The sequence below is a fragment of the Streptomyces sp. 2323.1 genome, from assembly GCF_900221035.1.
Lineage (GTDB): Bacteria > Actinomycetota > Actinomycetes > Streptomycetales > Streptomycetaceae > Streptomyces > Streptomyces sioyaensis.
In genome coordinates, this window is record NZ_LT907981.1 from 8,016,792 (window position 1) to 8,043,211 (window position 26,420).

23 protein-coding genes and 5 pseudogenes are annotated in these 26,420 nt (G+C 68.3%); 14 read left to right on the forward strand and 14 right to left on the reverse strand.

Translation table 11 applies throughout. The features are described from left to right. Positions 1-6: 6 nt before the first annotated feature. A pseudogene (locus tag CPH93_RS34445) lies at positions 7-518 on the reverse strand (IS5 family transposase); the annotation flags it as partial. An 11-nt stretch (positions 519-529) separates the two neighbouring features. Here CPH93_RS34445 and CPH93_RS34450 point away from each other — a divergent pair. Continuing rightward, positions 530-1,069: an NAD(P)H-dependent oxidoreductase gene (locus CPH93_RS34450; RefSeq protein ID WP_096215111.1), complete on the forward strand. Its 540-nt coding sequence runs from the start codon at positions 530-532 to the stop codon at positions 1,067-1,069. A gap of 132 nt (positions 1,070-1,201) precedes the next feature. On the opposite strand, the gene CPH93_RS34455 is transcribed toward CPH93_RS34450, so the two are convergent. Both CPH93_RS34455 and CPH93_RS34460 read right to left on the reverse strand, forming a co-directional pair. Then, entirely contained in the window at positions 1,202-2,497 is a 1,296-nt protein-coding gene (locus tag CPH93_RS34455; protein WP_159395111.1) for an MFS transporter, read from the reverse strand. Next, the gene (locus tag CPH93_RS34460) at positions 2,494-2,913 is read right to left on the reverse strand and encodes a MarR family winged helix-turn-helix transcriptional regulator (protein ID WP_159395112.1); all 420 of its coding nucleotides are present in this window, start codon (positions 2,911-2,913) and stop codon (positions 2,494-2,496) included. Before CPH93_RS34460 ends, CPH93_RS34455 begins: the two co-directional genes overlap by 4 nt. A gap of 69 nt (positions 2,914-2,982) precedes the next feature. Here CPH93_RS34460 and CPH93_RS34465 point away from each other — a divergent pair. Next, positions 2,983-3,436: pseudogene (locus tag CPH93_RS34465) on the forward strand (acetolactate synthase large subunit); the annotation flags it as partial. Positions 3,437-3,568: 132 nt separating this feature from the next. On the opposite strand, the gene CPH93_RS34470 reads toward CPH93_RS34465, so the two are convergent. Next, positions 3,569-3,754, reverse strand: a complete 186-nt coding sequence (locus CPH93_RS34470) for a hypothetical protein (protein WP_096215113.1) — start codon at positions 3,752-3,754, stop codon at positions 3,569-3,571. Positions 3,755-4,191: 437 nt separating this feature from the next. Here CPH93_RS34470 and CPH93_RS34475 point away from each other — a divergent pair, with 437 nt between their 5' ends. Then, positions 4,192-5,319: a hypothetical protein gene (locus tag CPH93_RS34475; protein WP_159395113.1), complete on the forward strand. Its 1,128-nt coding sequence runs from the start codon at positions 4,192-4,194 to the stop codon at positions 5,317-5,319. Between the two features lie 149 nt (positions 5,320-5,468). On the opposite strand, the gene CPH93_RS34480 is transcribed toward CPH93_RS34475, so the two are convergent. Continuing rightward, positions 5,469-6,404 carry an alpha/beta fold hydrolase gene (locus CPH93_RS34480; protein WP_159395114.1) on the reverse strand — a complete coding sequence of 312 codons (936 nt, stop codon included), beginning with the start codon at positions 6,402-6,404 and terminating at the stop codon, positions 5,469-5,471. Between the two features lie 66 nt (positions 6,405-6,470). On the opposite strand from CPH93_RS34480, the gene CPH93_RS34485 reads away from it, so the two are divergent. Further along, positions 6,471-7,013, forward strand: a complete 543-nt coding sequence (locus CPH93_RS34485) for a helix-turn-helix domain-containing protein (protein WP_096215116.1) — start codon at positions 6,471-6,473, stop codon at positions 7,011-7,013. A 427-nt stretch (positions 7,014-7,440) separates the two neighbouring features. On the opposite strand, the gene CPH93_RS34490 is transcribed toward CPH93_RS34485, so the two are convergent. Further along, the gene (locus CPH93_RS34490; RefSeq protein ID WP_093481410.1) at positions 7,441-7,878 is read right to left on the reverse strand and encodes a hypothetical protein; all 438 of its coding nucleotides are present in this window, start codon (positions 7,876-7,878) and stop codon (positions 7,441-7,443) included. Positions 7,879-8,330: 452 nt separating this feature from the next. Here CPH93_RS34490 and CPH93_RS34500 point away from each other — a divergent pair, with 452 nt between their 5' ends. Continuing rightward, positions 8,331-8,744 carry a cytidine deaminase family protein gene (locus CPH93_RS34500; protein WP_096215117.1) on the forward strand — a complete coding sequence of 138 codons (414 nt, stop codon included), beginning with the start codon at positions 8,331-8,333 and terminating at the stop codon, positions 8,742-8,744. 146 nt (positions 8,745-8,890) lie between these two features. Here CPH93_RS34500 and CPH93_RS34505 read toward each other — a convergent pair whose 3' ends face one another. After that, on the reverse strand, positions 8,891-10,543 hold the full coding sequence (locus tag CPH93_RS34505) for an APC family permease (protein WP_096215118.1): 1,653 nt from the start codon (positions 10,541-10,543) through the stop codon (positions 8,891-8,893). A gap of 1,022 nt (positions 10,544-11,565) precedes the next feature. Beyond that, complete coding sequence (locus tag CPH93_RS34510) at positions 11,566-12,717, reverse strand: ABC transporter substrate-binding protein (RefSeq protein ID WP_093481407.1); 1,152 nt, start codon at positions 12,715-12,717, stop codon at positions 11,566-11,568. A gap of 265 nt (positions 12,718-12,982) precedes the next feature. Between CPH93_RS34510 and CPH93_RS34515 the strand changes: the two are divergent. Continuing rightward, a pseudogene (locus tag CPH93_RS34515) lies at positions 12,983-13,169 on the forward strand (GntR family transcriptional regulator); the annotation flags it as partial. A gap of 328 nt (positions 13,170-13,497) precedes the next feature. Beyond that, complete coding sequence (locus CPH93_RS35995; protein ID WP_159395115.1) at positions 13,498-13,665, forward strand: hypothetical protein; 168 nt, start codon at positions 13,498-13,500, stop codon at positions 13,663-13,665. Between the two features lie 78 nt (positions 13,666-13,743). Here CPH93_RS35995 and CPH93_RS34520 read toward each other — a convergent pair whose 3' ends face one another. Then, positions 13,744-13,959 (reverse strand): hypothetical protein, encoded by a 216-nt coding sequence (locus CPH93_RS34520; RefSeq protein ID WP_096215119.1) that lies wholly within the window; start codon positions 13,957-13,959, stop codon positions 13,744-13,746. A 515-nt stretch (positions 13,960-14,474) separates the two neighbouring features. After that, positions 14,475-15,404 (reverse strand): alpha/beta fold hydrolase, encoded by a 930-nt coding sequence (locus tag CPH93_RS34525; protein ID WP_096215120.1) that lies wholly within the window; start codon positions 15,402-15,404, stop codon positions 14,475-14,477. Positions 15,405-15,502: 98 nt separating this feature from the next. Here CPH93_RS34525 and CPH93_RS34530 point away from each other — a divergent pair, with 98 nt between their 5' ends. Both CPH93_RS34530 and CPH93_RS37695 read left to right on the forward strand, forming a co-directional pair. Further along, the gene (locus tag CPH93_RS34530) at positions 15,503-16,192 is read left to right on the forward strand and encodes a TetR/AcrR family transcriptional regulator (protein ID WP_096215121.1); all 690 of its coding nucleotides are present in this window, start codon (positions 15,503-15,505) and stop codon (positions 16,190-16,192) included. Positions 16,193-16,217: 25 nt separating this feature from the next. Next, positions 16,218-16,409, forward strand: a pseudogene (locus CPH93_RS37695) (transposase); the annotation flags it as partial. Positions 16,410-16,589: 180 nt separating this feature from the next. Here the strand turns inward: CPH93_RS37695 and CPH93_RS34540 are convergent. The 4 genes from CPH93_RS34540 to CPH93_RS34560 form a co-directional block, all read right to left on the reverse strand. Continuing rightward, positions 16,590-17,630: a VWA domain-containing protein gene (locus CPH93_RS34540; RefSeq protein ID WP_096215122.1), complete on the reverse strand. Its 1,041-nt coding sequence runs from the start codon at positions 17,628-17,630 to the stop codon at positions 16,590-16,592. Between the two features lie 1,186 nt (positions 17,631-18,816). Next, positions 18,817-19,035 (reverse strand): EF-hand domain-containing protein, encoded by a 219-nt coding sequence (locus tag CPH93_RS34550; RefSeq protein ID WP_006607097.1) that lies wholly within the window; start codon positions 19,033-19,035, stop codon positions 18,817-18,819. A 392-nt stretch (positions 19,036-19,427) separates the two neighbouring features. Then, complete coding sequence (locus tag CPH93_RS34555) at positions 19,428-20,414, reverse strand: TIGR01777 family oxidoreductase (RefSeq protein WP_096215124.1); 987 nt, start codon at positions 20,412-20,414, stop codon at positions 19,428-19,430. A 391-nt stretch (positions 20,415-20,805) separates the two neighbouring features. Continuing rightward, positions 20,806-21,717 (reverse strand): alpha/beta fold hydrolase, encoded by a 912-nt coding sequence (locus CPH93_RS34560; RefSeq protein ID WP_443031419.1) that lies wholly within the window; start codon positions 21,715-21,717, stop codon positions 20,806-20,808. Between the two features lie 107 nt (positions 21,718-21,824). Here CPH93_RS34560 and CPH93_RS34565 point away from each other — a divergent pair, with 107 nt between their 5' ends. The 5 genes and pseudogenes from CPH93_RS34565 (at position 21,825) to CPH93_RS34585 (ending at position 26,154) form a co-directional block, all read left to right on the forward strand. Further along, a complete protein-coding gene (locus tag CPH93_RS34565) occupies positions 21,825-22,460 on the forward strand; it encodes a TetR/AcrR family transcriptional regulator (RefSeq protein WP_096215125.1) in 636 nt (211 codons plus the stop codon). A 196-nt stretch (positions 22,461-22,656) separates the two neighbouring features. Continuing rightward, positions 22,657-22,830: a hypothetical protein gene (locus tag CPH93_RS36000; protein WP_159395116.1), complete on the forward strand. Its 174-nt coding sequence runs from the start codon at positions 22,657-22,659 to the stop codon at positions 22,828-22,830. 504 nt (positions 22,831-23,334) lie between these two features. Continuing rightward, positions 23,335-23,916: a GNAT family N-acetyltransferase gene (locus tag CPH93_RS34575; RefSeq protein WP_096215126.1), complete on the forward strand. Its 582-nt coding sequence runs from the start codon at positions 23,335-23,337 to the stop codon at positions 23,914-23,916. 427 nt (positions 23,917-24,343) lie between these two features. After that, positions 24,344-25,009, forward strand: a complete 666-nt coding sequence (locus CPH93_RS34580) for a nitroreductase (protein ID WP_096215127.1) — start codon at positions 24,344-24,346, stop codon at positions 25,007-25,009. A gap of 182 nt (positions 25,010-25,191) precedes the next feature. Next, a pseudogene (locus CPH93_RS34585) lies at positions 25,192-26,154 on the forward strand (IS481 family transposase). Positions 26,155-26,420: the final 266 nt, after the last annotated feature.

Here is a 26,420-nt window from a genome sequence, read left to right on the forward strand (position 1 = left end):
AGTCCTTCACTCCGTGAGTCGTCGGTAGTTGATGAGGGATGCGGCGATGCCGACGAAGGCGAGGAATTGTTCCGGTTTGCGTTCGTAGCGGCGGTGCAAGCGTCGGCAGCCGGCCAGCCAGGACACGGTCCTCTCGACAATCCAGCGGTGACGGCCCAGGCGCTGGGAAGACTCGACGCCCTTGCGGGCGATGCGGTGGGTGATGCTGCGTGACCGGAGCCATCGGCGCAGGTGGTCGTAGTCGTATCCCTTGTCGGCGTGCAGCTTGGAAGGTCGTCGCCTGCGGGGCCCGCGGCGTGAGCGGATGGGAGGGATGCCGCGCACGAGCGGCTCAAGGCCCTGGCTGTCGTGCATGTTGGCGCCGGAGATACCCAGCGACAATGGCAGCCCGTTCCGGTCCGTGATCAGGTGGATCTTCGATCCCATCTTGCCGCGATCGGTCGGATTCGGTCCGGTCAGAGGCCGCCTTTTGTCGCCCGGACACTGACGGAGTCGATCGCGCACCGCGACCAGTCCAGACAACCACGCGGTGTTCGCTGCCGTTGTGGAAGAACTGCGCGACCGGGGGTGTCACGTACTCGCGCATGACCTCTACGCCGAGGGATTCGCTCCTGCGCTGACCGCCGACGAGACGGAGACGGTCCAGTCGGCCACCCCCGCCCGTGACGCGCAGGTGGAGCTGCACCGGTCGGAGGTGGCCACCCTTGATGCCATGGTGTTCGTCCATCCGAACTGGTGGGGCATGCCGCCCGCCGTCCTCACGGGCTGGGTGCAGCGTGTGCTCGCGCCCGGTGTCGCGTACAAGCTGGGCACCGCGGACGGGGAGCCCGCCGGGCTGCTGAAGGCCGGCCGGGCCCTCGTTCTGAACACCTCCGACACCCCTGCCGACCGCGAGGAGAGCGAGTTCGGCGACCCGCTGCAAAAGATCTGGACGGTATGCGTCCTGCCGTACGTAGGTGTCGCCGACGTCCGCCGAATCGTCTTCCGTACGGTCACCGACTCGGCCGAGGAATTGCGCGCATCCTGGCTGCGCCAGGCACGTCAGCAGGCCGCCGCGCTGATGGTCTGATACCGCCATGCAGTTCGGGCAGGCACGGCTGCATAGCGGTGCAGTCGGCAAGGTCGGTAGGTACCCGGAGTTGGCTACAGGGGGCTGGGGCCAGTTACGATGGTGAGGGGTTTGAGGCCTCAGTTGGACATCTCAGGCGGCGTCGCTGCTCACCGGCTGGGGCTGGGGCTGGACGGCCCCCACGGCATTGGAGTTGCCGGGCAGGGTGGCGAGACAGCCGATCATCGCGGCGATCAGCGCCGCGGAGCAGCCCAGGAGGGTCGGGGTGTAACTGGCCGTCAAGTCGAAGAGCAGGCCCGGCAGATACGAGCCGAGCGCGGAGCCGACCTGGTGCGCCATCGACAGCATGCCGAAGACCAGGCCCAGCGACGAGGCCGGGAAGTTCCGGGTGGCGATCAGATGTGTGGGTGCCACGGTGGCGAAGTCGACGAGGCCGAAAGCGACGCTGATCACCACGAGCCACGCTCCGTAGGGGGCGAGCGTCAGCAGGACCAGGATCAGCGCGCGCACCCCGTACAGGACGGCGAGGATGCGGGTGCAGCTGTAGCGGTCGCTCAGCGGTCCCGACGCCACGGTGCCCGCGATGTTCGCCGCGGCGAGCAGGCTGACCGCCGTGCCGGTCAGCGCGGTGGAGGCGCCGTGCTCATGGGCGATGGAGACCAGATGGGTGTCCATCAGACCCGTGGTCGTCACTCCGCACACGAAGAACGGCGCGAGCAACCCCCACAGCAAGGGGGAACGCAGCACCTCCCGCGCGGTGCGGCCGACACCGCCCTGGTCCGCGTGGTGTTCCGGTATCTCCGTCAGGTCCGGGCCACCGTACGGTTCAAGGCCCCGGTCAGCGGGCGTCGATCGCAGCAGCAGGGTGACCAGCGGTCCTACGACGACCGTCAGCAGGACGCCCTCGACGACGAGGGTGTTGCGCCACCCGTACGCCTCGATCAGGAACAGGGACAGCGGGGTGAAGACGAACTGGCCCGCGCCGAAGCCCGATTCGACCAGGCCGAAGGCGAGGCCGCGGCGCTCGGTGAACCAGTGCCGCACCACGAGTCCCGCGGTCACGCCGGAGGCCGCGCTGAAACCGAGCGAGGCTAGCGCGCCGTACAGGAACATCAGACTGGGCACGGAGGACGCGATGGAGGAGAGCAGCAGGCCCGCACCCGCGATGAAGACGCCGGCACTGAGCACTGCCCGGGGACCGAAGCGTCCGGCGAGCTGGCCGACGAGCGGCTGGGTGCACCCGTAGACCAGGTAACTCACCATGCCGATCAGGCTGATGGTGCCGAGGTCGGCGTGCAGCCCCTCTCTCCAGGCCGGGACGAAGGCGCCGAAGGCGATCCGGGCTCCCTGGGCGGTCAGCAGTCCGAGCAGGACCAGGGCGAGCATGCCCCAGGCCGGGTGGACGCGTGGTGCGGTCCGATTCTTCACCGTTCTCCCTTCGCTATGCTGCGCAGTGCGGCGCGCAGTGGCTCCGTCTCCTGGGACGGGAGCAGTCGAAGGAGCTCCGCGTTGAGCTCGGCGACCGTGCGCTGCACCTCCTCGCGCAGCGCGGTGCCCGCCTTCGTGAGCCGCAGTCGCACGAGGCGCCGGTCCTTGTCGTCGAGGGACCGGACGACCAGGCCGGAACGTTCGAGCCGGTCGAGGACGCCGGTGAGAGTGGCGCTGTCCATGATCAGACGCGCACGCAACTGGGCCGCGGTGCGGCCGTCCTGTTCCCACAGGCCGGCCAGCACGGAGTACTGAGGCACCGTCAGCCCGAGTGGCCTCAGGCGGCGTTTCAGTTCGCCGTGCGCCCTCTGGTACGCCTTGCCGAGGGCGAAGACGACGCACTCGTCGATCTCCACAACTACCTCCCGCGCTTTCGCTTGTATGCGAGAGAGTAGTACGCAAGAGGTTCTCGGGTCTCCCTCCACCGGCGTCCATCTCGCCTGGTGGGACAGGGTGTACTGCGCTGCGCCGTAAGGGAGTTGACGACTTCCCACTTCGAGCGGGCCGGAGTCGCCCGTCACCACCCGATGGCGCTCGGTTCGTTCCCCGACAGCCACCCGCTGTATGTGGGAGTGCCGGGCATACACGGTGCGGTCACGGCCGTCACCGTGCTGAAAAAATCGGACCTGCTGATCGCCCTGGGCACCCGCTTCGACGGCCGCGTCACCGGCAGGCCGGACAGCCTTGCCCCGTACGCGAAGATCGCGCACGCCGACATGACCCGCGGAGACCGGCAAGGTACGCGCCGCGGACGTGCCGATCGTCGGGGATGCCCGCGAGGTCATCGCCGGCCTGGTCCAGGCCGGGCAGAAGGAGCACAGCGAGGGCCGCAAGGGCGACTACACCGCTTGGTGGAAGGATCCGGGGGAGGGTAGGCAGCCTGCGGACCGGTAGGAGGTGGCAGGTGATCTCGGTCAGGGCCCGGCCCCAGCCAGCGGCCAAGCGTTCAGGGGGAAAGCCGCCTGCGCGTGACCCGTGCCGGGCGCCTGACCGGGTCAAGGATCGTGGTGATCAGCCGGATCGGGCCGTCTTGCTCGTGGCCGCGACGGTGTACTCCATCACCCGCACCGACTGGGGGTGCTCGTGGCACCTGTCCTGGGCGGCGAAGATGTCCGAGGGGTAAGAGCCGTCCGCGTATTGCTCACGCATCACCAGCACTACCAACACCACCAGCACCGCGGAAACGGACCCGGACACTCCCGGATGACTTCCGGCCATTGGCTGACTGGGAGCGGTCCCGGGCGGCCATGGGTGCGGTAGGAATGGGGCTGGTCCGTAGAAATCCCCCAGCGGGTAATAGTCCGGTTTTCGCGGGCCGACTGTTTCTCTGACCTCCCGAGCGGAGCTCTGAAGGTCCGCGCAAGTCACGGCAGCATCCGTGAAGTCGGCGACATCTCCGAGGCTGGGGGAGCTTTCGGCACTTCACGGACCGGCGCGGAGGACATGCCCTAGAGGGGGTGGGGGATGGGCAACCGCTCCCCGCAGCCGTGACTGCACTGATCGAGGCCCCATCTCCCTGAGTACACCGACCGAACTGCGCCACTCCGGTGCTGCTGCCGGTTACTTCGCGGCACCCACCGGCTCATTCCAGTGTTGACGCGGCCATTCCCGCGTCGTCGGAAATGGAGACCCTGATGCGAAGACATATCCGTGCCGCTGTGGCGGTCGCGACAGCTTTCCTGGCACCCCTGCTGACGGCAAGCCCGGCGCCCGCCTCGCCGGCCCGGCACGCCGACGGCGCCCGTAAGCCCGCGGACTGCCGGCCGGCGCTCCAGGTCCTGGCCTCCCTCCCCGGTTCAGGAGGCAGCCAGGTCAAGGGGCTCGGGCCGAGCGCACTGGCGGTAGGGGCATCGCGCGGCCTGCCCGTGTACTGGACGGGTACCCGGGTACACCGCGTACCGCTGCCCGCCGGATTCACCGGCGGTGAGGTCGCGGCGGTCAACGCGAACGGACTGATGGTCGGGTCTCTGCAGGGCGCGGGCCATACGGCCGCCTTCAGCTTCCGTGCCGGGGCCCGCACGGTGACCCTGCTGCCGGAGGGGGCTCACGCGGCGGACGTCAACGACCAGGGGCTGATCGTCGGCGACGGGGCCAAGGGGGGCGCCCTCATCGGTCTCGAATGGGATGGGGCCCGGATCCATCGCAGGCTCACGCCGCCGGCCGGATACTCGCTCACCTCGGTGACCGCCATCAACAACGCCGGACAGATCGCCGGTTCCGGCGAGGCCGTCAAGGATGACGAATCGTGGTCGGCGGGCGTCACCTGGCCTGCCAGGAAGGGCGCCGCGGCCCTACCGCTTCAACGCTTCTGGCCCTCGGGAGTGCCCTACGACTTCTGGTACCCCCGGGACATCGACCGCGACGGACGGATCGTGGGCACCCATGACTACACACGGCTGGACACCCTGACACCCACCCAGTGGCTCCCGCCGTACACCACCGAAACCGAACCGGGGCTGCTCGGGGAGCGCACCAGCGGCACCTTCGAGGCCATCAGCCCCACCACCAACCTGAGTGTGGGCACCGCGCTCGACAGCCACATGGTCGGGCCGTTCCCGCCGGAGACGGCGCCCCCGACGCAGGCCCAGATATGGCCGGGAACCGGCCCCCTGCTGGCGCTGCCCAGGCTCTCCCCGGAGGGCGACGCCCAGGCGCACGCCGTCAGCGACGACCAGCGCGTAGGCGGTTCCGCGGTCGACGCCGCGTCGACTCCCCGTGCCGTCGTCTGGACCTGCGCCCTGCGGCAGGCGTACAAGCCCTGACTTCCGGTGCTGATCTGACGTTCCGGCGCCATACGTGACATCCGGGAGCGTCCCGGCGAGTAGACCGATGCCCGGGCGCCCCGGTTGTCACGAGTCGCGAACTCCAATTACCCGCAGTTGACCGCTGACGCTGTGACGGCTTTCAGACGTCACCTGCCGAGTAGGTCCCGGATCGCCTGCAGAACGGCGTCGGGACGGCGCCAGTGGATGGAGGCGTGCCCGGCGCCGTCGACGAGACGGTTCTGCCCGCGTGATACCGATGCGGCCAGCGCATCGTGGAGTCGCCGCTTGCCGTCGATCTCCTCGCGCAATAGAGCCTCGGATTCGCCGATCAGTACCGCCTTCTTGAAGTCGTCGATGTCCATCGCCGTGAGCACGATCAGCGGAACATCGGGCAGCGGCCCCGCACGGCGCATCTCTTCGAGGAACCGGTCGCGGTAGGGCAACACCTTGTAGCCGTCCATGATCCATTCCGGGCTGACGTGGCGTTCGATGAGCGGTTCGCGAATCTGTTCCGGCCAGTCGCCCATCATCTGCGCCAACAGGCGGCGGTAGAGCTGGACTGCCTCGTCCGGCATCTCGTCGGGAAGCTCCTTGTCCGGATCCCAGCCGGCCCGCATCTCCTGCAGCCGCTGGGGCATGTAGGAGCGGTAGTCCTCATGGTCGGTGTCCATTAGGACCAGACCGGCCACTTCGCTGCGGAAGCGCGTCGCGTACAGGCGGGCGTAGAGTCCGCCGAGGGAGTGGCCGACCAGCAAGTACGGGGCGCGTACGTTGGCGGCGCGTAACAGAGCACGCAGCTCGTCGGTCACCTCGGTGCAGGTCGGCAGCGTGTCACCGCGGTCGCTCCAGCCGGTTCCAGTGCGGTCGTAGACCACGCTCGTGGTGAACTCGGCGGTCCCGTGCTGGAGGTTCCAGTAGTCCAGGCCGACCCCGCCGCCCCCGGGCAGGAACACCACCGCCGGACTGCCGTTGCCCGAGCGATGCAGCAGCAGTCGTCGCCCTTCCACCTGGTAGTACCGCCCCAGCGGCGGCGCGGGCGCGGCCTTCCCTTCGGGGCGGCACGTGGACGGCTGCTCGTTCATTGACTGCTCCTCATCCATCTGCTTTCCCAAGTTTGGGAAAGGTACCAGATGTGGGATCGTGGCCTAGTGGACACCCTTGAACTGCTCCTGCACCCGGTTCGGGTGCGCATCGTGCACGCCATGTCGGGAGGGCGTACGCGCACCACCTCTGACCTGTGCGCGAGCCTGCCCGACGTCCCCAAGACCAGCCTGTACCGGCACGTCAGCCTGTTGGCCGAGGCGGGGGTGCTGGAGGTGGAGAGCGAACGGAGGGTGCACGGCGCCGTCGAGCGCAGCTACCGACTGCGCCGTGAGCGGGCAGTGATCGACCGGAATGCAGCCGAGTCAATGTCGCTGGACGACCACCGCCATGGGTTCGCCGCGGGTATGGCGGCCCTGATCGCCGAGTTCAACACCTACCTCGACCGGGACGGCGCCGACCCGGCCGCCGATTCGGTGGGCTATGCCCAGGTCCCGCTCTGGCTCAACCGGGATGAACTCGCCGAGTTGGTCGACGAGATCCTCAGCGCCATCGCCTCCAGGAGGAACAACAAACCCGCACCGGACCGCAGCCTTCATCTGCTGAGCCCAATCCTGTTCCCCATCGAGGAACGACCTCAGGACGACTGACCAACGGGACGACCTCCCCGGTGAAGCCGATATCCAGCGCCGGCATCACATAACTGCCCGGAACGCATCTCCGCGCCTGACTTTCACTCAGCGAAATCACGATCTACCGCTGGGATAACTAGGTTCTGGGTCGCTAAGGGTGCGGAGGCATGCCTCCACCCCGGTACTCTCACCGGCCCGCCGGTGAGATTGAACTCGCGCGCCAGGCCAGTACCAGCGCATCGCCGACCGCACGCTGCCATGCCAGATGTTCATACGGACCTGGGCGCCGCGGATCGAGGTGAGCTGCTTGTCGGACAGTGAAAGAGCCGCGGCCCTCACCCTCCTTGCCCGTAGCCCCCGATGGCGCGAGCAGGACGTCGGCGTACGGACGCAGACGAACGGCTCGGCAACCACCGAAGGACCGCGGCGCCGTTTGGGTTTGGGGTCAGAACTTAGGGCACAGGTTCACGTGTACGGCCTCGACGATCTGCGCGGCCTTGACCTTGCCGAACCCCTCGGGGTGGCTGGGCGAGGTGAACCGCATCTCCGCCATTTTCGTCTGCTTCGGCTTGTCCTTGGGGAAGTTGTGGATGGTTTGGCACTGGTTGAGCCCGCGGTCGACGGCCTTGTCCTCCCTGCCGTGGACGATGTCCGGGTCGATGCCGGTCAGTGCACGGATGTATCCAAGCTTCGTGGCGACATTCGGCTTGGGAGGGGTACCTGCGGTGGCATCGCCGTCCGTAACGGCCTTGGAGGGGGCACTCGGCGTCGTGGTGTTTGCCCTCTTCGGCGCTGCGTTGGTGCTGTTGTTGTCGCTGCTGCACGCGGAGAGCGCGGCGGCCAGGACGAGTGCGGTTAAGGCGGTGGCGGCGGTGCGCTTCACGTTCGAGCTCCTGAGTGGACGACTACTGGCACCGGTGTGACGGCCGAGACCGAGCGAAGGTTGTGTGCTGACTCCGTGGGGACGGCTGATGAAGGCACCGTGGGTGTTCTGCGTGGCGCGGTGCCGGACACGCCGGCGGCCCGCGACGTGAGATCAAGAATCCGAAACGACGTATGCGAAACGACGTATGGGATTGGGCCGCGCCCGGCAACGTCGAGTTTGCCTACACGCCGACCAGCAGCTCGTGGCCGAACCGGATCGAGGCCAGGACCAGTTCACCGCCCTGCGCTACTTCACGTTCGACGGCACCCGGCCACGCCAGCCACAAGGAACAGTGCAGCTTGTTCCGCCGCTACAGCATTTGGAGGAACAAGCACACCACCACCGATATTCGCTTGCACACCCTCGTCACTCGGGTCACCGTCGCCTGACACCTGACGAAGGCAGAGAAGATGACCACGCAGACCCACCACGTCGACCATGAACTCATCCGGGCCGCGGCGCACGTCGCTCGCACTCGCTGCCGGGGCGACAACCACACCATGGCGGCCGCGGCCCGTGCTCAGGACGGCCGGATCGTCACGGCGGTGAACGCCTACCACTTCACGGGAGGCCCCTGCGCCGAGTTGGTCCTCATCGGTGCGGCAGCCGCCCAGGGCGCCTACGAGCTGGACACGATCGTTGCCGTGGGCGACCGCGACCGGGGGGTTGTTCCGCCGTGCGGCCGGTGCCGTCAGGTCCTTTTCGACTACTTCCCCGCGCTGAAGGTCATCGTCGGCGAGGGCGACCGCGTCCGAACCGTCCCTATCACCGACTTGCTCCCCGAAACCTACGTCTGGGCCGACCACCAGCTCGACGCCGAGTAATCCGCCACTCAGCCCGAGCTGGCACCGCCGGCCAACAACAGGGCGAACGTGGCCTGACGCGGCACTGGTGATGGGCGGCGGAGCTGGGGGAGGGGAGTTTCTGCGCCGGCTCCCGCCCGTCGTGACCCGGACCCGGCGTGGTGCCCTCAGACCGAGGCCATCGGGCGTGCGTCGTCGGGGGTGGCAGCGGGTGTCGGGGCGGCCTCGGCGAGGGACAGAGCGCTGGTCAGGCCCCGTTCGTGGGCCTTGACTCCGGAGCGCACCGCCCAGAAGTAGAAGAGCGGGGCGGTGACCGCGATCAGGGCGGTGCCGAGCACGCCGGGGAGGACGTCCCGGCCGCCGAACTCCTTGCCGCCCAGCGCGGACACCGCCGCCGTCCACACCAGGAAGGCGATCATCCACCAGGCCGGTGCGAACTGCCGCAGCAGCTGCCGCTCGCCCCGGCGCCACAGCACCAGCGCCGCGACCGGTGCGGCCACCAGCGTCAGCACGGTGATCTTTCCGGTCTCCGGCCACTTCGACCAGTACAGCGCGCAGGCGGCGAAGGCGAAGGTGACCGGGCACAGCACCCCGGCGGCCGGCAGCCGGAAGGGACGGGGCAGCTCCGGGCGGGTCCGCCGCAGCACCCCCACCGCGATCGGGCCGATCAGATACGAGATGACCATGGCCGCCGACACCACGCCGGCCAGCGCCTGCCAGCTGCGGCCGACGGTGAGCAGCAGCACGACGGAGAAGCCGAGGTTGAGCCACATCGCGGGGCGGGCCGTGCCGTAGCGGGGGTGTACGGCCGCCAGCTTCCGGGGGAAGAATCCGGTCTCGGCGAGGTTGGTGACCATGTACGCGGCCGAGGCGACATTGGCGATGTTGGAACCGGCCGGCGAGATGAACGCACCGAACTGGAGCATGGTGACCACCCAGTGGAGCATCAGCAGCCCCGCCAGGTCGGCGAACGGCGAATTGAGGTTCACGCCCTGCCACCCGCCGGACCGCGCCAGCAGCTCGGGCGGCACCGACCCCAGGTATGCGGCCTGCAGCGCCAGGTAGATCACCAGGCCGAGTGCGAGCGCACCGACCAGGGCGACCGGTATGGCCCGGCCAGGGTTCTTCGCGGCGCCGCCGAGGTTGACCACGGCCTGGAAGCCGTTGAAGGCGAAGACCACTCCGCAGGTGGTGACGGCGGTGAGCACGGCCGGCCAGCCGTACGGGGCGAAGCCGCCCTGGGCGGTGAAGTTCGAGGTGTGGAAGCCGGACCCGACCAGGGCGAGCACCGCCAGCACCGGGATGGCGAACTTGACCAGGGTGAGCACGGTGTTGGCGCGGGCCAGCAGTTGGACGGACCAGAAGCAGGTCAGCCAGAGCGCGAGGGTCAGGAGCAGCGACATCGCCGTGCCGGAGAGGGTCAGCTGGTGGGTGGCCGGATCGACCAGGCCCTTCGCCCAGCCGAAGCTCCAGGACGTCATGTACTGGGTGGCCGCGATCGACTCGATAGGGACCAGTGAGGCGGTCGCGATCCACACTGCCCAGCCGGTGAGGAAGCCGAGGACCGGGCCGTGCGAGAGGTGCCCGTAGCGGGCCATGCCGCCGGGTATCGGGTAGGCCGAACCGACCTCCGCGTACGACATCGCGATCAGGCCGATGAAGACGACGCCGATCACCCAGGCGACCAGCGCCGCGGGGCCCGCCACCTGGGCGGCGGAGCCGGCCCCGAAGAGCCAGCCGGAGCCGAAGATCGAACCGATGCCGATCATGATGAGGGCGAAGAGGCTGAGCCCCTTGCGCTCGCCGGCGCTCATGTCCATGGGGAAGTGTCGTCCATCCTGGTGTCGCGCATGCCCCGCGCTGTGGGCGGGGCCGCTGCCGTTGCCGCCGACCACTTTATTTCCGGCTACATAGCGGGAACGCCACTGAGCTGCAGGAACACTACGCAGGACTGGCCTCGGCAGACCACGGGAACAGGGCCAACTGCCCTGGGCTCACGGCCCGTTCGCTCCCGGGACGTCACACGTCGGCCGCCTGGGAGATCACTGCATGAGACGCGTCACAGCGAGGGGTAAGCGGATGCTTGGGCGCGAGCGACGTGACGCGGGCCTTGAGGGCCTCGGCCCTCCTCGCCGGAGGGCCTCGTGGCGGGGGAGCGGCGCGATGTCACTGGTGGTGACGCGGCGGTTCCTGCCGTGGGGTGAGTCGTCTTACGTATCTCGGGCAGGGGCCGTAAGGCCGTATGGTCTCTGGCCGGCCGCAGGGTGATGACGTCGCGGGGTGTGCGGTGGGGGTGGGGCCGGGCCTGCCGCAGCAGAGGCGCCCAGGCCATGATTGGGGAGTCGATCTCCTGAAGGGAGACAAGGCCCGGCTGGTCAGGATGTGATCCCGGACGGTGTCGACTGCCGCTCGACCCGGCCTTTGCGGGTGGGCCGACAGCCGCCAGGGCGTCGGTCTGCGGCTGATGTGTGTGCTTGCGTTCTGCCCTGACCTACCGGACGTGGGAGTCGACACTCGCCTCGGGCGCGTCCGAGGGCCGGTGCCAGGGGAGAAGGTCTCCTGCGCCGGCCGCAGCAGCAGGAATGCCGGCTCCGGCCTCGCCGAAGACGAGGTCGAAGCCGGCGTTCCTGCCGCCGCGTTACGGTGCCGGAACGTACGAGAAGGCTCGCTGCCTGGTGCTGCGGGGTAGCGACTCCGGGGTGCAACGAGGTGGGCATGCGGGGCTTTTGCCCTAGGCCGCGGTGCCGGTCACAGCGACGTGATCAGCAGGCCGCAGCCGCGGGCCGGTGGACCGACCGTGGAGACTCGTCGGGCACCACCTCGCCCCTGGCGCGGGTCGCGGTCATCCGGAAGTGGCCTGGCCCCAGCTCTGGGCGATGACGACCTTGGCATTGCTCTGCTGGGTCTCGGTCGGGAAGCTCGGCGTGCCGGAGACCTTCGGCAGCTTCGCGGCCGCGGTCCTGTTGAGCGTGCCGGCCTTCTTCATGGCGGTCATCAGAGCGGGGCGGGCGTATCCCTTGAGTCTGATGTTCTGGCCCTCGGGGCTGTAGAGGTACTCCTGCCACAGGCGCGCGGCCGCGGGGTGCGGCGCATCCTTGTTGATGGCCTGCGAGTAGTACTGGGAGAACTTGCCGTCCGAGGGGACCGCGACCGTCCAGTCGAGGCCCTTGGACTTGAACTCATTGGTGTACCCGGCGTTGAGATAGTCCCAGTCGATGCTGATCGGCGTCTTGCCCTTTTCGACGGTGGCCGGGGTGGATTCGACGGAGGTGAAATTGCCGCTTTTCTTCAGCTTGGCGAAGAAGTCCACGCCGGGCTGGATGTCGTCGAAGGAGCCGCCATTGGCGAGGGCGGCCGCGTACACGGCGCCGAAGGCCGAACCCGACTTGGTGGGGTTGCCGTTGAGCGCGACCTGCCCCTTGTACTGCGGCTGGAGCAGGTCCTTGAAGCTGGTCGGGCAGGTGTGCACACGCTTGGCATCGCAGCCGAAGGAGATATAGCCGCCGTAGTCGTTTGACCAGCGGCCGATCGAGTCCCTCTGCACATCGGGGATGTCAGCGAAACCGGCGACCATGTACGGCGCGAGCAGCCCCTCCTGCGCGGCGCTCTGCGCGAAGGAGCTGCCGAGGTCGAGGACGTCGGGCGCGTTGTCCTGGCCCTTGCGCGAGGTGACCGCGCTGATCTCGTCCTGGCTGGCGCCACTCGGGTTCTCGACCTCGACCTTGATGCCGTACTTCTTTTTGAAGCCGTCGATCAGGGCGCCGTAGTTGGCCCAGTCGCGGGGCAGCGCGATCGCATGCAGTGTGCCCTCCCGCTTGGCCGCCGTGGCCAGGGCGTTGATGCCACCGAAGGCCTCGGCCGTGGTCGCGGTGGCCGCGTTCTTTCCGCCGCCGCTCGACGCGTCGGGGTCCTCGCTACAGGCGCTGAGGGTGAATGCGGAGGCGACGGCGAGGACGCCGGTGAGGACGGCGGTCCTCGGTAGGAACACGGTCACGGACTCTCCAGGGGTACGCAAGAGGTTTGAGGGGATTCATGCGGGGCCACACAGGGGATGCACGTGGGGGGTGAGCACTTGTCCGACGATGTGTCCGAACAAGTGGGGCCTCATTAGGCCCAACTATGGTGTCCGACAGGTAAACATTGGTAAAAGTAATGACTCCGATTCGCTCACAATGGCAGCTCGCAGGGGTCGTCACGGCACCTCGTCCAGGCTGGCCGCGCTCCACACTTTGCGCACAACTCCGCGTGCGAGAGGAAGCGTGGCGGCACGACACGAGGAGATCGTCGAAGAGCTGAGGCGGGCGATCGACCGCGAGGACTACAGCGCGGGCAGTCTGTTCCGCGAGACCTGACTGGCCGCCCGCTGCGACGTCTCGCGCGGCACGGTCTGCCAGCCGTCGCGGCCCTGACAGCCGGGGGCAAATCGGGTCACACCGGGGCGCCCGTCCGTGGCACGTGCTGCCGCTGCGGGCGCCGCACTGCCTGCCCCGCAGGCGTCGACCGGGCCATCTGCTGGGTTGTGGCCTCACCGCGCCGGGCCCTGCATCCGTCGGCGCCCGTCCTGGGCCAGGGCTGGCGGGGCCCGATAGCCGCGCTGCCCGTCGCGTAGGTCCGCATCGCCAAGGACAACGCACGCGACCGCGGCGGACTGCCCGTCTGGGCCTCGTAATCTGCCCAGGCTGCTTGCCCATTTGGCGAATCCGGTAGTGGGGCCGGTAGGGGCTGCGGCATTGTCGTCTTCGGCGCCTCGGTCGAGGGCGCCTCGGGTGCGGCCGTGCGGGCAGCCCGCCGGCTGGAGGTGACCGCCGTACAGGTCGGGTACTGGCCCGCTCACGAGGCCCGGCGGGATACGACGGCCGAGCAGGCCGCCGCCCTCGGTCTGGACGAGGATGCGGCCCGGAAGCTGATGGCCCGTTTCGGCGGCTGGAGCCCCTACCGCTGATCGCCGGCCAGCGGGCTGAGCCGGACGGCCAGCGCTCGTCGCTCAGCCCGTGCCGTAGTGGGGGCAGGCCGTTCCTTCCTACTCGGCCTGCTCGTTGTTCTCGCTCACGCCGAACCTGTCGATTTCGTCAAGGATGTGCGTTCGGCGGGAGTCGTCGAGCAGCGCAGCGCGGGCCGTCCCTCGGGCCAGCGCACGCAGGGCCTCGGCGGACAGGCCGCAGCGCCCAGCGGCCACGAGGTATTCGTTCGTCAGCGTGGAGCAAAACAGGGCCGGGTCGTCGGCGCAGACCGCCACGCTCGTAACGCTCCGGCCCGGATTCGTCCCCGCTCAGCCCGACCGCCCGCAGTGCCTGCGGAGGCTCGTGGAGAGCCGCGCCGACGACGTGGCCGGCGGCGTCCACCCCAGCAGCCCCGTCGAATTCGTAGATCCAGGCCAGTGACACTCCCCGGACGGCGGCCTCGGCCGCGGCCTGGTCGAGTGCGTCCGCCAGCTGCCGTGCCCCGATCCGTGCGAGGGTTGCATGCCCGACGCGGACCTCGGTGTGTACGACATGATCGCGTGCCCAGGCGTCCACCATGGCCCCTATGTATCCGACGATCCGCATCGGTCCAGGTCGCCTCCGGTGTTGCCGCCCTCGGCGTGTTGCAGGCGGCGCGGCCAGGTGCTCCGTCATGCCAGTCCTGGACCTCCTCGCCACCCTCGGCGACGGCTGAAAGCCCCCGGGGGGGGGAGCCCGTCGCCGCTCGCCGCGACCGAAACAAGAATGGACAGAACGTGACAGATCCACGGCTGGTCAACGGGGCCTGCAGTTAGCTGTTGCCGTGGCCGGACAGTTCACTGGCTTGGGAAGCCTGGTCCGCCAACGCCCGCACTTCGCTGGCGACGGCGATGTGCCGCTCGCGTGGGATGTCGTGGCCTACGCCCGGTTGGAGGACCAAGCGTGCGTCGCGGATCGCTGCGGCCGTGGCGCGGCCTGCGGAGGGCTTGAGCAGGGGATCGCCGGTGCCGTGCAACACCAGCGTCGGGACGCGCAGCTCTGCCAGGGACGGGCCGTGCCACTTCGCACCGATTTGGCGGGACTGGGCCTTCGCGTCGGCAATGCCGGTATCCACGTCGGCGGTGATCCGCTCCAACGCCTCCGTTTCGTCCAAGGGGTAGTCGGGCGACGCGCAGAGGCGTGCGACCGCGAGCCCGGTCGCGATCCTTTCCTGCCGACTGTGTGCGGGTTTGATTCGGGCGAACTTGGCGAGGGTGCCCAGGCGGAGATGGCGGAACGCGCCCAGCCCGCCGACGTCGCTGGGCAGCGCTGCGGACGAGGTGAGGGTGCGGACCCGGTCCGGGTGGCGTAGCGCGACGCGCTGAGCCACGACTCCGCCGAGCGAGTGTCCGAAGAGGTGGGCCGACTTCCAGCCGAGCGCATCCATGACCGCGATGGCGTCGTCGGCCAGGTCCTCGGCGGTGTAGGCCGCGCGGCGGCGGCAGGCCAGCGAGGTGAGGGGGTTGCTCGAAGAAGCGTTCCCCGGCAGATGCGTGGACTCGCCCGCGTCGCGCTGGTCGTAGCGCGCGACGGAGAAGCCGGCGCCGGCGAAGGCCGTGCACAGCTCCCGAGGCCACCAGTGCCGAGACACCGCCAGGCCCATCACCAGAAGCAGTGGCTCGCCTTCCGCGCCCTCCTGGAACCGATCGTAGGCGAGCTCGACAGTGTCATTGCGGGTAAAGCGGCGTTCGGTCCAGGTCATGCCGACTCCCTCGATGGGCCACATTACTGCGATCAGCGTTCGCAGTATTAGGCTACAGCCAGTCCAGGAATCCGTGGCACGGAAAGGTGGCGGGCAGTGTGAGCGAACCTGAGCCCCGGCGCACTGTGTGGTCGCGCCCCGAGCGCGGCGCGCGCGGACCCGCGCCCGAACGGAGCCGTCGTCAGATCACCGCCGCCGCCATCGCGCTGGCCGACGCCGAGGGCCTGGCCGCCGTTTCGATGCGCGCTCTCGCACAGAGTCTGGGCACCGGGCCCGCTTCGCTCTACCGGTATGTGGCCAGTCGTCACGACCTGCTGGACCTGATGGCAGACGCGGTTGCGGGAGAGATCGACCTCACCGCCGCGCCCAGCGGCGACTGGGTCGGTGACCTCGTCGGCCTCGCCCTCCAGGCCAAAGCCGCCTACGTGCGCCACCCTTGGTTGCTCGACCTCGCCCAGCAGGGCAGCGCGATCGGACCGCACGCGATCGACTACCTCGACCATGCCCTCGCGGTACTGGCCCAGGCACCCGGCTCCAGCCAGCAGAAGCTGGAGACGATCGGCCTCGTCGGCGGCCTCGCCACGCTCTTCGCCCGCCAACAGGTCACCGCCACGACGACGCCGCCCGCGCAGGCCGCCTACCTCGCCGACGTCGCCGCCGAAGGGCGCCATCCGCACCTGCTCGCCGCACTGGCCACCGCCGGGCCGCCCCCGTCAGACAGCCCCGCCGACTGGGACGCCCTCTTCGCACGCCTGCTGGGCCGCCTCCTCCCGGGGCTGCTCAGCTAGTACATTGGCGGATGGGGAGCCATGTGTGGCCAAGTCCTGGACGGTTGAGGCGGACCGGTGCCGGGCGGCGAAGGTCCCTGACAGCTGGCGGTTCGCGACCACGGGCGAGCTGCTCGCGCGATGATCCTGCGGTCCCTGGCCTCTTCTCCCGATCGCCTGGGTGATGGGCGACTGCGTCTACGGACAGGAATGGCGCATGCGCCGCACCCTGGAAGAGACCCGCTCCCCGCGCCGCCGAGGAGGCCCGCGCGAAGGCCATCAAGTACGGCGCGCTGGTCGAGGTTCAGACCAGGCCTTGCCCGCGAGGCTCGCGTCGCCCCCGGCCACGCAGCCGGCGTCAGGCGGCGCGTTGAATGCGAAGAGCCCCGCCGGTCGGACCGGCGGGGCTGCTAAGGCGTCAGATCATCAGCAGTAGCCGCGTGTGCGGTACCAGCTTTCGGTTCACGCTGGTGCTCTGTACAAAGATTGTGAAGTCGTCGTTGTGGTCCGGCTTGACGCGAACTTCCATGGTCGGCAGGCCGAGCAGGGCTCGGGCCTCCGGCCCCGTGTACACCCGGTCCGTCTTCTTCTCCAGTACGGCAATCTGCTTCCGCGCCTGGACTTTCTCCGACTTACTCAGCTGATAGAACGCACAACCGGTACGGTAAGTGTGCCCGCATTCAATGACCCAGTCCCGGATCGCCGCTTCTCGAGCCACCGGAATCAGCTGGTATTCGGACGGATCCACCGGGGTGAGACCGGCTGCCTTTATGGTGTCCTTGTTGACAGCATCGGCGCCCGTAGAGAACACCGCCCGCGATCCCCGGATGCCCTGGGCGCGGCCCACCATGAAGTTCTCGGTTGCCTGCTGGATGACCTGCCCGGCCTCCTCCAGACCCTGTGTGCTCGTGGCGTCCCAGATGGCGATGTTGTCCTTCGGGAAACCGCCTTGCATGGCCTCGCGCTTGCCCATCTGGTCCGGCACGAGGACGGCCAGCGTCCAGTTGTCCTCCTGCGTCTCGATCATCTCGGCCACGGCCTGCACCAGTTCACGCGGATCCCTGGTAGGGGCATCCAGACAGCGATGACTCGCGTTCTCCTGTCCATCCGTCAGTACGAAAGTCAGGAAGCTGTGGTCGCCGTAAAGTTGAGCCGTCTGCGCCAGCTCCCGCTGCGACTTCAGCGTGGCCGCCAGCAGAGCCGTCATTCCACCGACCCGGTACAGCTGCTTCAGGGACGGCATCCGCAGCACGTCCTTGTCGTAGATGACGCACTCCACCTTGTCTGCGAAGACGTACACCGTAACGCGGGTTTCCTGGTCCAGTTCTTTCGATCGGCGGGCCAGATATGCAATCTGCTGGTCGGCGACTTCGACGACCTTGCTGCTGAGGTGTGACATGGACGAACTGGCATCCAACACAAGAGCAACGTGATTGATGTAGTTCTGGTTTCCGGACATAACTGCTCCCCCTTTTCCGACTCGACGCTCCTACCTTCTCACCCACCACTGACAATCGATCTTGGAGTCCAGGTGGGATGCAGTCACGAAGGCCTGCCGGCGGGTCAGCTGACCAGACGTCCTCGGGGGAGGGCCGGCGTGCGAGGCGTCGGCCCGCGTCACTGAGCGGGCTTGACCAGGACACATCGGAGACCTGGCACCCAGCAACTCGCCTTCGGAACGCATCCACCGGGAGCAAGAAGAGCCATGCGTCATCGTCGACATCCAGCCCGATCCGAGCAGCGGTGGGATCGGGCTCGTCATCGAGAACGTCAGCCCGACCGTCGCCCGCAACGTCCGCTTCTCCTGCGAACCTCACCTGGAGTCGGGCTGGGCCCCGTGGAGGGATAGCCCGACCTGACGCGGGTCATCCAGGAGGTTCTGGCTCGCACCATGCCCATGCTGCCGCCTGGGTGGCGCCTCACCTTCTCCTGGACAACCAGGAGAGTTCAGAACACCGCACGTGCTCGCGTGTCCATGTTCACGGTGGCCGAGCCTCACTGGTGAAGAGCGAGAGCGGGTCTGATCACGGCCGGGGCCCACGCACCGTGCGATCCGGTGCTGTCCATCGGCTGCCGAGTCCGGTGGGCGGCCCGCTCGGTGGCCGTGAGCTGTCGACCGACCCGGGCCCGTGGGCCGCGGACTGGCTCACCGCCGGTGACACCGACGGGGGTTTGTACGTCCCCGTGCACCGCGAGCCCGTGACCGGCGTCGTCCTGGCGGAGGCCCGGCCCACCGTGCCGCGCCGCTCTAGCCGCCGAGGGCCTACGCAGTCCGCACGGCGCCGTCCGTTGTCCTGCAGACACACGAGACCCCGGGTTCATGACGGCCCGGGGCTCCGCGTACTGGTGTGTTCGGCCGGCTCAACCAGCACCCGCGGCTACCGGGCAGCCCAGGGCTCCGATTCGACATCACAGCCGTTGTAGGCCGCCAGCCCTTATTCGGCACGGCGGCCATCAGGACGGTCAGCCCGTACGCTGCTCGTCCCGTGCACATCCCAGTCGTTCTCCTGGCCCTTGCAGTCCTTCTCAGGCCAGAGACCTTGCCGGAATACGGGCGTGGCCTCGTTTTGGGTCATCCACGATCCACGCGATGGCGGAATGGGCCACACCACCTGCGGCACGTTCACGTGCCGGACCCGACAGCGTCAGCCCTTCATGGCCGCCCAGAACTCCTCGAAGGACATCTGGCCATCGCCGTTGGTGTCGAGCGAGTCGATCAGCTCCTGGGCTTCCGACTCGGTGATCTCCGAGCCCTCCAACTCCGCCACGACCTTCCGGTATTCGTCTGCGGTGACCAGGCCATCGCCGTCGATGTCGTAGCGGTCGAAGACCTTCCGCGCCGCCGTCTCCATGATGTCTGCCATGTGCTCCGCCCTTGTGCGATCTTCGCTGACGGGCCCAGACTATCCGGCCGCGGAAGGCCCACAGGAACCGGCCCGCCGCCCTGCCCCTGCATCCTTCGGGGCTCCATGGCGTGCCCGATCGCCCTGCTGGAGACGGGCTTTTGATCAGCTGCTGACCATGTCGAGCAGATCCTGGAAGCGGCGGTTCACGTGTTCGTTTCCACACGCGCGGCGGACAGTTGCGTCACTCTGAAGATCTTCAACGATCTTCTGGATGCTGCTCTACTACATCGGCGAGTCAGGTGGGTGCAGCGCCGGCATCAACCGCAAGGTCTTCCACAGCCACCGCACCGCCCCCCCATCATCGCGCAGCTCTTCCTGGCCAGCCCGGCGCTTCCACTTCTTGCGCTGGTCTACACAGCGCGGCTGCTCGATTCACGGGCCCGACCCGATGCCGCACGAACCAGCCTGGCCCGCTGTACGAGGGACGTAGCGGCCCCCTCCCACTCGGGATGCGCGAAGGCGAACCCGGCCGCGCGCAGCCGCCCTGGCACTACCCGACGGCTCTTGAGCAGCAGCTCCGTGTCCGAGCGCAGCGCGAACGCCCCCAACTCGGCCATCCAGCGCGTCGCCGGCAGTCCTACCGGGACGCCCCAGGCCGTGCGCAGTGCCCGCATGAAGTCGCGGTGCGGAAGGGGGCCGGGCGAGGCGAGGTTCACCGGCCCCTCGATGTCGTCCCGGGCGATCAGGAACTCCACCGCTCGCACGAAGTCCTCGTCGTGGATCCAGGAGACGTACTGCGCGCCGCCGGCCACCGGACCGCCCAGTCCGAGGCGCGTCAGCCGCGACAGCACGTCGAACACACCGCCCCGATCCGGGCTCATGACCATCGCCGAGCGCAGCGCCACCTTGCGGGTCGCGGGCGTCGGGGCCTCGGCCTGCGCTCGCTCCCAGTTCTGCGCAATCTCGACGCTGAACGCCCAGTAGTCCGGTACCCCGGCCTCAGAGCCGCCGATCACCCCGGTCGCCTCGTCGTGGGCCGCGTCAAAGCGGTGCGCGTAGACCGTCGCCGTACTCATCTGCAGCCAGACGCGCGGTGGCCGCGCGGCGGCGGCGATCGCCTCGCCGACCACCCGCGCAGAATCCACCCGGGAGTCCATCATGGCTCGCAGGTTCTCGGCGGTGTAACGGCAGGAGACGCTGCGCCCGGCCAGGTTGATCACGACATCGCAGCCGTCGATCGCCGCGGCCCAGCGGCCGAGCGTGGTCCCGTCCCAGCCGATGTCGTGCGCCCGCGCGGGACGCCGGGTCACCACCGTGACCTCGTGTCCGGCCGCCCTCATCGCGCGGGCGAGAATCGTGCCTACCTGTCCGGTTCCCCCGGGCAGCACTACCTTCATCGAACCCCCTCGGCTTCGCTCGGCACCAGCGTAGTCCTACTTTTTGAACATGTTCAACTGGGGAAGGGTCGGGTCGGTGCGCGTCACACAGACCGCCGGCTAGTCAATTTCCTCCAGGGCCCTGACGCTGAGTCACGCCAGCCGGGCTCGTTTGTGGAGGAGTTCGCATCCCGTCGGATCCAGCGGGTGACGGCGCGGGCCGATGGCGGCCGGGGGGCGACCGGCGGGGGCCTGCCGCGGAGGACGGAGCTGACGGTTCCGTAGATTCGGCCTCTGTGCTGGGCGTATTCGTCCACGCCGACCATGCGGGGCATGGCGGTGGTCGGGTCCGGCAGTGAGGTGATCAGGCTGATACGAGAGCCGTCCCTCGGGCCCGCCTGATGAGGGGCTGTCAGTCGATGGAGTCCATGAAGCTCAGCATCCGGCGGTTGAGGTCGTCCGCGTGGTCGATCTGAGGCCCGTGGCCGGTGTCGGAGATGATTTCGGCTCGGGCGCCCGGGATCAGGCGTGGGACGCGCTCGACTTGCCTGTACGGGTGTACGAGGAGGCTTCGCTTGCCGAGCGCCAGGTAGAGCGGGGTGTGGATGGTGGACAGTTCGTCTTCGGACAGAGGCAGTGGGGCGGGACGGCGTATGCGGTAAGCGCGAACGCCCAGCCTGATCATGGTGCGCAGCTCCGGCACGATGAGGACCGGCTGTTCCAGCCACGCTGCCAGTCGTAGTCGTAGCGCCTTGGGTGCGAAGGTCGCGAACAGGCTGGCGAAGATCCAGGCGAAGAAGCGCAAACCTACTTTCTCCAGGCCGCCGGGGTCGAGGAGGGTGACCGAGGCGAGGCGGTCGGGCCTGCGGTGCGCTTGGTTCAGCGCGAGCCATCCGCCGTAGGAGGAGCCGACCAGGTGCACGCGTTCGAGCCCGAGTTCGGCCAGTGTCTCGTCCAGCCACTGTGCTGCGTGTTCGGGCTGATGGATGGGTTCGCGCTGGACGCTGCGTCCTGGATCGCCTGGGGTGTCGATCGCGTAGACCGGGCGGGCGACGCTGAGGGCGGGGGTGTTCGGGTACCACATGGCAGAGCAGGAGCCCGCTCCGTGCACCAGGACCACGGGGGTGCGTGACTGGGCGGCCGGGTCCATGGGGCCGTACTTGTAGACGTGCGTGGTGCCGAAGGACGTCTCCACGTCTGTTTCCGCGTGAGTGGGCGCTCCCAGCGCATAGAGCGCATCGCAGGCTGCGAAGTAGCGGTCGCGCCTGGCATCGCTCACATAGCGGCCGACATCGGCCTGGGTACGAGTCGCGGTCTGGGACACGGTCACCTCCGGGTTCGATTCTTTGTGGTACGAGCGTATCACCTTGGTGATACGGGTGTATCATCAAGGTCTCCGGCCAGTCGAAGCAGCGAGCAGAGGAGCGGGCGATGCCCAAGCGCGTGGACCACGCAGAGCGGCGTGCCGAGATTGCCGAGGCGCTCCTTCGGGTGGCGGCGCGACGCGGGCTGCATGCCGTGGGTATGCGCGATGTGGCAGCGGAGGCGGGTGTCTCGCTGCGGCTGGTGCAGTACTACTTCGAGACCAAAGAGAAGCTGCTGCTCTACGGACTGCAGCATCTGGCCGAGAGGTTCGGGGAGCGGGTCGCCGCCCGGGTTCGGGCCGCCGGCCACAATCCGGGACCGCGCGCGATGATCGAGGCGATGCTGAGGGCGGCATTGCCGACCGACGAGGAGAGCCGCACCTTCCACCTCGTCTACACCTCATACGCCGTTCTGTCCGTCACCGACCAGGTGCTCGCCGCCCAGCCCTTCATCGCGAACCCTGATGCCGCTGAGAGCGCGATCGTCGGACTCCTCCGGCAGGCAGAGGATGGCGATCTCATTCAGCCTGGTGTGGACGCACGGCTGGAAGCTGTCGGCCTGCTCGCCATGTCTGCAGGACTCGGCACCAGCATCCTTGTCGGCCAGCGCAGCCCGGAGTCGGCCGCGACAGTTCTGGACCACCACCTGGACCGGATCTTCCGAGGCAGCCTTGCCGACGCGGGGACGCGGACGCGGGAGTGATGTCAACTGCCGCATGTCGCAGCCGCGATGGCGATCGGACGCCCCGAGTCCTCGAAAGATTCCGGAAATCCGATGGCTTCGGAAGTCGCGATTCCTGAGGAGACGCATTTATGACGGACCGTCACATGCCCGCGGCGGCCTCGCCTATACCCGGCATGACACATACTTCCGTAAGCACAATCTGCCCACCCCCTGCTTGCTGCTCGACCTCGACGTGGTGTCCGACAACATCGACCGGCTGCGCGAGGCGATTCCCCAGGCCGAGATCTACTACGCCGTCAAGGCCGCGCAATTCGGCAGCATTCCGGGAAAGCCCCGAGCGGGATGTTTCGCTGGGCTCGGGCCGGTCGGTCGCCCGAGCTCTGCTTGAGCGGGGCCACGAGGTGGTGCTGGTCGATCCGGCCGCAGAGGTGCCGGTCCTGGCGGGACCGCTGCGCCCTGGTGACACTGTCGACGGATTCAGGGTCGTGAAGGAACCACCGTCCCTCTGAGTTCCCATACCCGACTCCATCACTACAGCTGTGCGTGACGCGCCATCCGGTGCCGACGAATACAGGGCCGTTGGTAACGAGCCCGCCGGAGTCGGTGGTGGCGCCTCGCGGGGCTGCGGCGGTGTGTGCTGGACGGGGAGGCTGGCCGTATGGGTCTAGAGGTGCACGGGAAGTTGGCATCCGTCCACGCCGGCGCGGATCCGTCGAGTGGCCTCGTTCGCCCTCAGTAGCAGCGTTTGTCCACCGATTTGGGAGGCGGGGGAGGATCCGAGCCTCGGTGGATGTTCACGAGAAATGACGTCACCAGTGGCTGAGGAGTCTTGACGTGCCGGCAGCCGATAATGCGTTGTCGGCCTCGACTGGACCGCGAGAACATCCGGTGTATGGAAAAGCCTGCCGAGCGTCTCAGTTCTGACCAGGTTGGATTGCACCGATGGCGCATGAGCGATCTTGACGCCTTGGAACGAGCGATCTACGAGTCTTTGGACCACCTGGTGCCGTGGATGCCCTGGGCAGCCGACCCGGGCAGACAACAGACCGCTGACTTCCTCACGCGGAAACAGAAAGAGTGGGAAACCAAGGAGGCCTTTGACTACGCGATCACCTCAGGCTCTGTGCTGATCGGTGCGTGCGGCCTCATGCGACGCATCGGTGCGGGCGGACTCGACATCGGTTACTGGCTTCACCCTCGTTGGACGGGGAGGGGTCTGGCCACGATGGCCACGGCGGCTCTTGTCGGCCAAGGGTTCCAACTGGCGGGCATCGACCGCATAGAGATCCATCACGATGCTGCCAACCCTGCCTGCGGAGCCGTCGCCCGCCGCTTGGGATTCGCTGAGGTGGAACGCAGGCAAGCACCTGAAGGGCCCGCCGCTCCTGGCGGAGTGGGGATCGACGTCATTTGGCGGATGACTGCAGTCCAGTGGAAGGCGAGAACGGCTGAGCACGCTGAAGGCGCGAGCTGAGCGGGTGTCGTCCGTGTGTCTCCTGTTGGCGGCCCTCCGCCCGTGAGGTGGAGGGCCACCAGGAGAGCGGGCCGCCAGGCGTCTCAAGGCTTCGACACAGTGGTCCGGTTCCAGGCGGCAACCGCCCTTCGCGATCAGCATCTCGTTGCGGGCCACCTCGACGTTCTTCTCATACGCGGGGGAGGGGAGGCGTGCAGGACGGCCCTGGCCCGCTTGCCGATCAGACGGATCGGGACCGAGTAGCGGTGGGTGCGAACCACGAGCTGGCTGTAGCGGTCGACGCGCGGCGTGAAACAGCCGGCCCGTCTGTCTCGAAAGGCTCCTCGGCAGACGGCCGCCCACCACCAGCAGGAGCCCCCGATGGAGTCCTTGTGCGTGCTGAAGAGGGTAGAGAGGTGGTTGTCGTTGAGTGAGAGGACGAGAAGACGTGGATGTGTATGAAGCCGTGGACAGTCGCCGGTCCGTGCGGGCGTTCAGCGATGAGCCGGTATCCAAAGAGGTACTCGAACGAGTGCTGGCTACAGCGACGCGGGCGCCGTCGAGCGGGAACCTCCAGCCGTGGCATGTGTTTGCCGTGTCCGGCGAGCCCTTGGCCGAGCTGAAGAGGCACGCAACGGCCAGGGCGCTGGCGGGAGACCCGGGTGATGAGCGGGAGTATCCGATGTACCCGGCCGAACTGACTTCGCCGTATGTGGATCGCCGTTCCGCCGCGGCCGTCCAGTGGTACAAAGCGATGGGAGTCGAGCGCGACGACCCCGACAGGCCCCGGAAGGTCGCCGCCTTGAACTCGGAGGCGTTCGGGGCGCCGGTCGTGCTGTTCTGCTACCTCGACCGGACGATGGGGCCCGGCCAGTGGGGCGACGCTGGGATGTACTTACAGACGGTCATGCTGTTGCTGAGGGCGGAAGGGCTGCACAGCTGCCCCCAGGTGATGTGGACGATGTATCGCAAGACCGTCAGCCAGATAGTCGGCGCCGATGACAGGCTCGCGCTGTTCTGCGGTGTCGCGGTGGGATTCGAGAAGGAAGGCGCGCCACGGCTGCGCACCGGGCGGGCGGACATGACAGAAACGGTGAGCTTCATCGGAGTGTGACCGCTAGGCGGTTCCGGCCTGTCCGCGCGGACAGGCCGGAACCGGCGAAGAACTCCCAGGCATACGATCTAGATGTGTTGTCCGGGGACGTTGGTGACACGCGTCCTGGGTGCTTGAACGAGGTGAGGGCCTTCTGGCTCGGTGGGGATTGCGACATCTACCGCCGAGCACAGGAGGCCCTCGTGATCCACCGTAACGCCCCCTTGACGCCGACCGGCAGGCTTCGCCTTGCCCGGTGCGTCGTCGACGACGGCTGGCCGCTACGAAGGGCTGCGGAACGCTTCCAGGTCAGCCACACCACCGCCGCCCGCTGGGCCGGCCGCTACCGATCACATGGCCACGCGGGCATGAACGACCGCTCCAGCCGCCCCCACCACCAGCCCCGACGCACCTCCCCAGCCCTCGAGGAGCACGTGCTGCGGATGCGGCGCGAACACCGCATCGGCCCACTGTGACTGGCCGCCCGCGCCGGCGTCGCGGCCTCCACCGCCCACCGCATCCTCCAACGCCACGACCTGCCCGCCCTGTCAGCCTGCGACCGAGCCACCGGCGAACCCGTCCGCCGCTACGAACGCGCCCGGCCTGGCGAACTGGTCCACATCGACGTCAAGAAACTCGGCCGCATCCCCGACGGCGGCGGCCACAAAGTCCACGGCCGGGCCGCCTCCAGCCCGCACAAGGACCGCCGAGGCGGCGTGGGATACGCCTACCTGCACACCGCCCTCGACGACCACTCCCGCCTGGCCTACACCGAAGACCTCCCCAACGAGACCGCCCCGACCTGCGCGGCCTTCCTCACCCGCGCCACCGCCTGGTTCGCCGCCCAAGGCGTCACCGTCGAACGCGTGCTGACCGACAACGCCTGGGCCTACACCAAGAACACCTGGCGCCAGACCTGCCACGACCTGGGCATCCAACCCCGCTGGACCCGGCCCTGGCGCCCCCAGACCAACGGCAAGGTCGAACGCTTCCACCGCACCCTGCTCGACGAATGGGCCTACCACCAGCCCTACACCTCAGACGCCGAACGACGAGCAGCGTTTCCCGACTGGCTGGACTGGTACAACTACCACCGACCCCACACCGCAATCAGCGGCCACACCCCAGCCAGCCGCATCACCAACCTGTCCGGACAACACACCTAGAGGCCCGGCCTCTGCGTGGCCGCGCACCCGCATGCGCCCTATCCCTCGGGCGACTTCATGTACTCCTTCCAGGGCTTCGATGTGGTGGAGGTGTGGAACGGGATGTGAACGTCGGACGGGCCTGCCGGTCGTATCCCTGCACGCCGGCAGGTAGAGCTATCCGATCAACCCGCTGTCCTCCGCCCGCTATCGCGACCGAAGCGGCGTCTCCCATGCCACGTCCGACGTCGCGGACTCCCGCGTCCTGAGCAACCCACCCAGGCCGA

What these genes read in the sequence shown, in the direction of transcription:
- CPH93_RS34475 (WP_159395113.1), top strand. Translation starts at nt 4,192, where the DNA reads ATGCGAAGACATATCCGTGCCGCTGTGGCGGTCGCGACAGCTTTCCTG.
- CPH93_RS34480 (WP_159395114.1), bottom strand. Translation starts at nt 6,404, where the DNA reads ATGAACGAGCAGCCGTCCACGTGCCGCCCCGAAGGGAAGGCCGCGCCC.
- CPH93_RS34500 (WP_096215117.1), top strand. Translation starts at nt 8,331, where the DNA reads ATGACCACGCAGACCCACCACGTCGACCATGAACTCATCCGGGCCGCG.
- CPH93_RS34505 (WP_096215118.1), bottom strand. Translation starts at nt 10,543, where the DNA reads ATGGACATGAGCGCCGGCGAGCGCAAGGGGCTCAGCCTCTTCGCCCTC.
- CPH93_RS34525 (WP_096215120.1), bottom strand. Translation starts at nt 15,404, where the DNA reads ATGACCTGGACCGAACGCCGCTTTACCCGCAATGACACTGTCGAGCTC.
- CPH93_RS34540 (WP_096215122.1), bottom strand. Translation starts at nt 17,630, where the DNA reads ATGTCCGGAAACCAGAACTACATCAATCACGTTGCTCTTGTGTTGGAT.
- CPH93_RS34550 (WP_006607097.1), bottom strand. Translation starts at nt 19,035, where the DNA reads ATGGCAGACATCATGGAGACGGCGGCGCGGAAGGTCTTCGACCGCTAC.
- CPH93_RS34555 (WP_096215124.1), bottom strand. Translation starts at nt 20,414, where the DNA reads ATGAAGGTAGTGCTGCCCGGGGGAACCGGACAGGTAGGCACGATTCTC.
- CPH93_RS34565 (WP_096215125.1), top strand. Translation starts at nt 21,825, where the DNA reads ATGCCCAAGCGCGTGGACCACGCAGAGCGGCGTGCCGAGATTGCCGAG.
- CPH93_RS34575 (WP_096215126.1), top strand. Translation starts at nt 23,335, where the DNA reads ATGGAAAAGCCTGCCGAGCGTCTCAGTTCTGACCAGGTTGGATTGCAC.